The 6,356-nt window shown below is 67.5% G+C and carries 6 protein-coding genes; 2 read left to right on the top strand and 4 right to left on the bottom strand.

The window, feature by feature from the left end:
- Window positions 1–80: 80 nt before the first annotated feature.
- Together B2R83_RS16145 and dacB are read left to right on the top strand one after the other, a co-directional pair.
- Window positions 81–1,319, top strand: coding sequence for a nucleoside recognition domain-containing protein (locus tag B2R83_RS16145; protein WP_292043386.1), 1,239 nt, complete (start codon window positions 81–83; stop codon window positions 1,317–1,319).
- A gap of 12 nt (window positions 1,320–1,331) precedes the next feature.
- On the top strand, window positions 1,332–2,816 hold the full coding sequence (gene dacB, locus B2R83_RS16150; protein WP_292043389.1) for a D-alanyl-D-alanine carboxypeptidase/D-alanyl-D-alanine endopeptidase: 1,485 nt from the start codon (window positions 1,332–1,334) through the stop codon (window positions 2,814–2,816).
- On the opposite strand, the gene B2R83_RS16155 is transcribed toward dacB, so the two are convergent.
- The 4 genes from B2R83_RS16155 to B2R83_RS16170 all read right to left on the bottom strand — a co-directional run bounded on the left by B2R83_RS16155 (window position 2,813) and on the right by B2R83_RS16170 (window position 6,198).
- Window positions 2,813–3,649 carry a polysaccharide deacetylase family protein gene (locus B2R83_RS16155; protein ID WP_292043391.1) on the bottom strand — a complete coding sequence of 279 codons (837 nt, stop codon included), beginning with the start codon at window positions 3,647–3,649 and terminating at the stop codon, window positions 2,813–2,815. The two genes, dacB and B2R83_RS16155, sit on opposite strands and share 4 nt — an antisense overlap.
- A 101-nt stretch (window positions 3,650–3,750) precedes the next feature.
- Window positions 3,751–4,683 (bottom strand): polysaccharide deacetylase family protein, encoded by a 933-nt coding sequence (locus B2R83_RS16160; RefSeq protein WP_292043393.1) that lies wholly within the window; start codon window positions 4,681–4,683, stop codon window positions 3,751–3,753.
- A 1-nt stretch (window position 4,684) separates the two neighbouring features.
- The gene (locus B2R83_RS16165; protein WP_036209724.1) at window positions 4,685–5,296 is read right to left on the bottom strand and encodes a M15 family metallopeptidase; all 612 of its coding nucleotides are present in this window, start codon (window positions 5,294–5,296) and stop codon (window positions 4,685–4,687) included.
- Window positions 5,293–6,198, bottom strand: a complete 906-nt coding sequence (locus tag B2R83_RS16170) for a LysR family transcriptional regulator (RefSeq protein ID WP_209589871.1) — start codon at window positions 6,196–6,198, stop codon at window positions 5,293–5,295. The genes B2R83_RS16165 and B2R83_RS16170 overlap by 4 nt, the downstream gene beginning before the upstream one ends.
- Between the last annotated feature and the right edge of the window lie 158 nt (window positions 6,199–6,356).

Below are 6,356 nucleotides of genomic sequence, written 5' to 3' on the forward strand. Positions count from 1 at the left end.
CGCATTCTTTCATCTGCGCAGCTGTTTCCGGGCCTATACTCTCCGCTGCACAATCGTACGATCTCAGCAGCGGCATTCACATGGCACTCAATTACATCTGGACTGGCTTCTTCCTCGTCGGCTTCATCGCGGCACTCGCGCAATGGCTGTTCCTGGGCGATACCGAGATCTTCAAGCGCATCATCGACGGCACCTTCTCGTCGGCCAAGATGGCGGTGATGGACATCGCCCTGCCCCTGGCCGGCGTCATGACGCTCTGGCTGGGCATCATGAACGTCGGCGAAAAGGCCGGCGCCATCAACCTGTTCGCCCGCATCATCGCGCCCTTCTTCTCGCGCATCTTCCCGGGCGTGCCGAAGGACCATCCGGCCAACGGCCACATGGTGATGAACTTCTCGGCCAACATGCTCGGCCTGGACAATGCCGCCACCCCCTTCGGCCTGAAGGCCATGGAAAGCCTGCAGACCCTGAACCCGAACAAGGACGAGGCCAGCGACGCGCAGATCATGTTCCTGGTGATCCAGACCTCGGGCCTGACCATCATCCCGCTGGCGATCATGGCCCAGCGCGCAATTCTCGGGGCCGCGAATCCGGCCGACATCTTCATCCCGACCCTGATCGCGACCTACTGCTCGACCATGACCGGCATCATCGCCGTCAGCCTGCGCCAGCGCATCAACCTGCTGCACCCGGCGGTGTTCGGCTGGATCGGCGGCCTGACCGCCCTCATCGCCCTGCTGGTCTGGTACTTCACCGTCTTCCTCGACAAGGCGCAGATCCAGCTGGTCTCGGTGGTCACCGCCAACCTGATCCTGTTCTCGATCATCGCGGCTTTCATGGTCGGCGCGCTGGCGAAGAAGGTGAACGTGTTCGAAGCCTTCATCGAAGGGGCCAAGGGCGGCATCGAGACCTCGCTGCGGATCATTCCCTACCTGGTCGGCATGCTGGTGGCGATCAGCGTGGTGCGCAACTCGGGCATCCTGGGCCTGATCGTGAGCGGCTTCGCCTGGATCTTCACCGCCCTCGGCCTGCCGACCGACTTCGTCGGCGCGCTGCCGACCGCGCTCATGAAACCGCTGTCGGGCAGCGGCTCGCGCGCCATGATGATCGACGCCATGACCACCTACGGCGTCGACTCCTTCGTGGGCCGCCTGGCCAGCATCCTGCAGGGCGCCGCCGACACCACCTTCTACATCATCGCGCTGTATTTCGGCTCGGTCGGCATCCGCAAGACCCGCTATGCGATCGGCTACGGCCTGCTGGCCGACCTGGCCGGCGTCATCGGCGCCATCTTCGTCGCCTATCTGTTCTTCGGTTAATCAGGAGTCATCATGCTGCGCCGCCTTACCCTCGCCACCCTCTTCGTTGCCGTTTTCGGCAGCGCCCACGCCCAGCTGCCGGCGCCGGTCGCCCAGGTGCTGGCGCAGCAGGGCCTGCCCGAAGACGCCCTCGGTGTGCTGGTGCTCAAGGGCGACAGCGTGGTGCTGTCGCACCAGGCCGACCGGCCGATGCAGCCGGCATCGACCATGAAGCTGGTGACGACCATGGTCAGCCTGGAGCGCCTCGGCCCCGCCTTCCGCGGCCGCACCGAGCTGCGCACCACGGGCGAGATCGAGAAGGGCGTCCTGCGCGGCAACCTGATCCTGAAAGGCGGCGCCGACGCCGACCTGTCCGGCGAAGACCTGGAAAACATGCTGCGCGCCCTGCACTACCAGGGCATCCGCCGCATCGAGGGCGACCTGGTGCTGGACCGCAGCCTGTGGCAGCCGGCACGCACGGACGTCGGCATCGCGCCCTTCGACGAGTCGCCCGAGGCCTATTACAACGTGATCCCGGATGCGCTGCTGGTCAACAAGAACATGATCCAGATCGACATGCGCTCGACCAGCAAGCGCCTGAAGCTGGAGATGCAGCCGCAACTGGACCGCGTGAGCATCGGCTCCGACATGACGCTCGTCGACGCCGACTGCGCGAAGTGGGAAGACGGCTGGAAGCTGCCGGAAGCCGTGCGCCAGAAGGACGGCCGCATCCGGGTGCTCCTGCACGGGACCTTCCCGAAAGACTGCGCGCGCAGCTACAGCATCAACGTGCTGGACCGGAACGACTACATCGAACGCCTGTTCCGCCAGAAGTGGAAGGAGCTGGGCGGGAAGTTCAGCGGCAAGGCGGTCGAGGGCACGGCGCCGCCCGACTCGACCCTGCTGGCCGAGCATACCTCGCGCATGCTGCCGGAGCTGGTCCGCGACACCAACAAGCCCTCGGACAACCTGCTGGCGCGCACCCTGTTCCTCAGCCTGGGCAGCCTGCAGCCGGATCCGGCAGCGGGCAGCTTCGCCCTTCCGGTCAACGGCGAGAGTACCTTCGCACGGGCCGATGCCGCGGTGCGCGAATGGATGCGCGGCCAGCGCATCGACGATGCCGGCTTCGTGATCGAGAACGGCTCGGGTCTGTCGCGCCTTGAACGCATCACGCCGCAGCAGATGGCCTACCTGCTGCAGGCCGGCCTGCGCAGCAACTGGTCGCCCGAATTCCAGTCCAGCATGCCGATCGCCGGCATCGACGGCACCCTGCGCCGCCGCCTGCAGGGCACCGCGGCGGCGGGACGTGCGCGCCTGAAGACCGGCACGCTGCGCAACGTGGTGGCGCTGGCGGGCTACGTGCCGGATGCGGACGGCGTGCAGAACGTGTTCGTCGCGATCGTCAACAGCGAGCAGGCCGGCAACGGCCGCGGACGCGCGGTGCTCGATGCGCTGGTGGACTGGGTGGCGCGTTCGGGAGCGCCGGCGGCGCCGGCACAGGCACCGGCCCTGCCCTAGAGCATCCTCAGCGCCGGCGCCGGAGGCTTCGGCGTCAAATGGTGGATCCTGCCGCCATACGCATACGCCGGGCTCGTGATGGTCCAGCCCATGTCCTGGAACAGGGTGATCACGTCGTCCAGCCACAGCGCATTGATCAGGTTATGGTGCAGCAGGGCCACATGCGGTATGTCGCGGCCCTGGAGGCGCCGGGCCAGTTCGCGGTAGGTCTCGGCACGCTCGCGGACCTGCGCCAGGTAGGCCTGGTGGAAGGGCTCGAGGTCCGTCTGCGGATTCTTCGCGAGCGCCTCGAGCAGTTCGCCATTCAGGCGCCAGTCGGCGGTGTCCAGCGTGATACGCGCATTGCGGTAGCCGTGCTCGCCCAGGAAGGCGCGCATGCCCTCGCGTTTTTCAGGCGTGCCCCCTTCGCGCAGGTAGGGGAAGCGGAACCACTTCTGGTAGCCGGGCAGCGCCGCGATGACGCGGTCGCAGTCGAGCACTTCCTGCTGGTACTGCGCCAGCGTGACCGCGGGGTCGTCCAGGTCCGGATGGGTCACCGTATGGTTGGCGATGACATGGCCGGCCAGCCCCCACGCCATCGCCATCGCCATGCCTTCGGGCCGGTTGGTGCCGAAGCCGGCGGTGACGAACAGCGCCGCCTGGACGCCGTGCCTGGCCAGCGCCGCCAGCATCGCGTCGTTGCGGGCCTGGGGCGACAGGAGCGGGGTTGGGGCCAGCGAGGGACCGTCATCGAAGCTCAGGGCCACCGACTGCGCATGCAGCGGTGAGGTCAGGAGAAAGCAGCTTGCGGCAAGCGCGCCGCACAGGCGGCGTACGTGATCGAAGGCAGGCATGGTAGCGCTCCTTTCGGCATCGTCTGGACTAACTTTAGCTACTGTCCAGCCCGCTACCTATGAGCCAGCGCAACGGCCCGGCGCGCAAGCCCGCGCCGGTTTCAAAGACCCTGCTGCGCGAGGGCCTCGATCTCGAAGTCGCCGTCGTCCATCAGGCGCAGTCCCAGTTCCGCAGGCGTCATTCCCAGGCTGCGCCCCATGGCCAGCAACAGGCTGCCGCCGGGACGTTCCGGCATGAAGCGGTAGACGGGATCGGCATAGGCCTGCGCCGGCGTGGTGATGGTCCAGCCCATGTCCTTGAACTGGCGGATCACGTCGTCCAGCCACATCGCATTGATCAGGTTATGGTGCAGCAGCAGGACCTGCGGGATGTCCCTGCCCTGCAGCCGTTGCCCCAGCTCGCGGTAGGCCAGCGCACGCTGGCGGATGTGCGCCAGGTAGGCCTGGCGGATCGGCTCGACGTTCGCCTGCGGATTCTTCGCCAGCACCTCGGTCAGCTTCTCGTTCAACCGCCAGTCGCTGGTGTCGAGCGTGACGTAGCCGTTGCGGTAGCCCTGCTGGCGGAGAAAGGCGCGCATGCCGTCGCGCTTGTCCTTGCTGTTCCCTTCGCGCAGGTAGGTGAAGCGGTACCACTTCTGGTAGCCCGGCAGCGCGGCGATGACGCGGTCGCAGTCGAGCACTTCCTGCTGGTACTGGGCGAGCGTGACCTTGTCGCTGTCCAGGTCCGGATGCGTCATGGTGTGGTTGGCGAGCGCGTGGCCGGCCTGGCCCCAGGCGCGCGCCAGCGCCAGGCCTTCCGGGCGGTCGGCGCCATGCCCGACGGTGACGAACAGCGCGGCCTGGACCTGGTGCCGCGCCAGCGCCGCCAGCATGGCCGCGTTACGGGCCTGCGGTCCCAGGTATGGGGTAGCGGCCAGGATCGGGCCGTCGTCGAAGGTGAAGGCGACCGATTGGGCCTGCAGTTGCGGCGCCAGCAGGATGCAGGCTACGGCGATCGCAGCGCGCAGCCAGCGTGAGGGGCCAAGGCCGCGCATGTCAGAGCACGCGGCGGTAGGTGGCGCGCACCAGTTCGCGGTCGCCGCAGTCGAAATGCCACCATTCGGTGTTGATGCCGAAGAAGCCCGCCTCCAGCATGCCCTCGCGCAGCAGACGGCGGTTGGCCACCTGCTCATCGGTGAGCTCGCCGGTGATCAGGAAGCCTTCTTCCAGCGCCGGGTGCGACAAATTGGTCATGTCGTCGAAACCGGTGCCCATGTCGAGCTCGCGCCCCTGTTCGTCGAGCAGGGTGATGTCGAGCGCCATGCCGTAGGAGTGAATCGAGCCGCGCGCCGGGTTGGCCAGGTACATCTGCAGGCCGGTGCCCTCGAGCGCGTCCCACAGCTGCTGCTGCACGCGCTGCGGACGCAGGGCGTCGAGCACCAGGGCGGTATATCCGGGACGGCGCTGCTTCAGCCAGGCCACGACCTTCTCCAGCGCCTCGGCGGCGTCGCGGTGCAGCCAGGCGCAGTCGAAAGGCGAATACAGGTCACGTCCGACGAAGTTGTTGGGCGTGGCGTAGCGCAGGTCGATCGCGATCCCGTCGATGCTGGTGAGATGGCGGAATTCAGGGCTGCCGGCGATATCCTCGCTGGCCACAGTCAGGGTCATGCACAACCTTTTTCGAGACAGGCGCGCGCGGTCGCGCCGATACAGTTGGCCAGCTCCCGCGCCCCGTGCGACAAGGGGGAATGGCTGGCGCTCAGGAGATACAGGTGCACCGGCATCGCCGGCGCCCACTGGCGGCACTGCACCTTGGCCGGGTCGGCCGAGGCCGCGGTGAAGGGGTCGAGCACGGCCAGGCCGGCGCCGGCTTCCACCAGCGAGCGGGCGATCTGGTAGGTCTGCACCACGGTGTGGTAGACCGGCTGCACGCCCTGGGCTTCGCAGGCCGCGACCACGATCTCGCCCAGCGGGTCGCCGTCGGTCAGGCCGATCAACTCGCCGCTCAAGCCTTCGGCGCCGAAAGGCCGAGACAGTTCTTCCTCGCTCCAGGTGCCGCGCGGCGCCATCACGGTGAGATAGCCGTGGGCGATCGGTTCGGCCACGATGCCGGGGTGGCGCGGGTCCTGCAGCGACAGCGCCAGGTCGGCTTCGCCCAGGCGCAGCGCGTTCACGATCTCGCTGGTGTGGTGGGTGGACAGCTCGCAGCGCGCCTGCGGGAAGTCGCGGCGCCACACCGTCATCGCCTGCGGCAGCACGCTGATCGCGATGGTGGGCGTCGAGACCAGGCGCACGGTTTCCACCGCGCGGCTCTTCAGGCTGGCGGCCAGGCGGCGAATGCCCTGCAGGTCGCGGTTCAGCTTCTCGGTTTCGGCGAACAGGCGGTGCGCTTCCGGCTTCGGATACAACTTGCCGCGCACCCGCTCGAACAGCGGCATGCCCAGCTGCAGCTCCGCGTGCTGCAGGACTTTCGTCACCGCCGGCTGCGAGATGTGGAGAACCTGGGCGGCACCGCTGATGGTACCGACCTGCATGATGGCGTGGAAAACTTCGATATGGCGCAGGCGCATCGCTTCATCCTTCTGTTGAGACCCCGCGCGCATGACGCGGATTTTTCGAAGGATACAGGGAAAACCCGGCCGCGGCGACCGTCACGGCGTGTTCACAACAGCTGGACTCGCCGGTACGGCCGGCGCCGTGGCTGGTGCCGCCGGTGCCGCCGGTGCCG

The sequence above is a fragment of the Massilia sp. UBA6681 genome (assembly GCF_002454935.1).
Classification (GTDB): domain Bacteria; phylum Pseudomonadota; class Gammaproteobacteria; order Burkholderiales; family Burkholderiaceae_D; genus Telluria; species Telluria varians.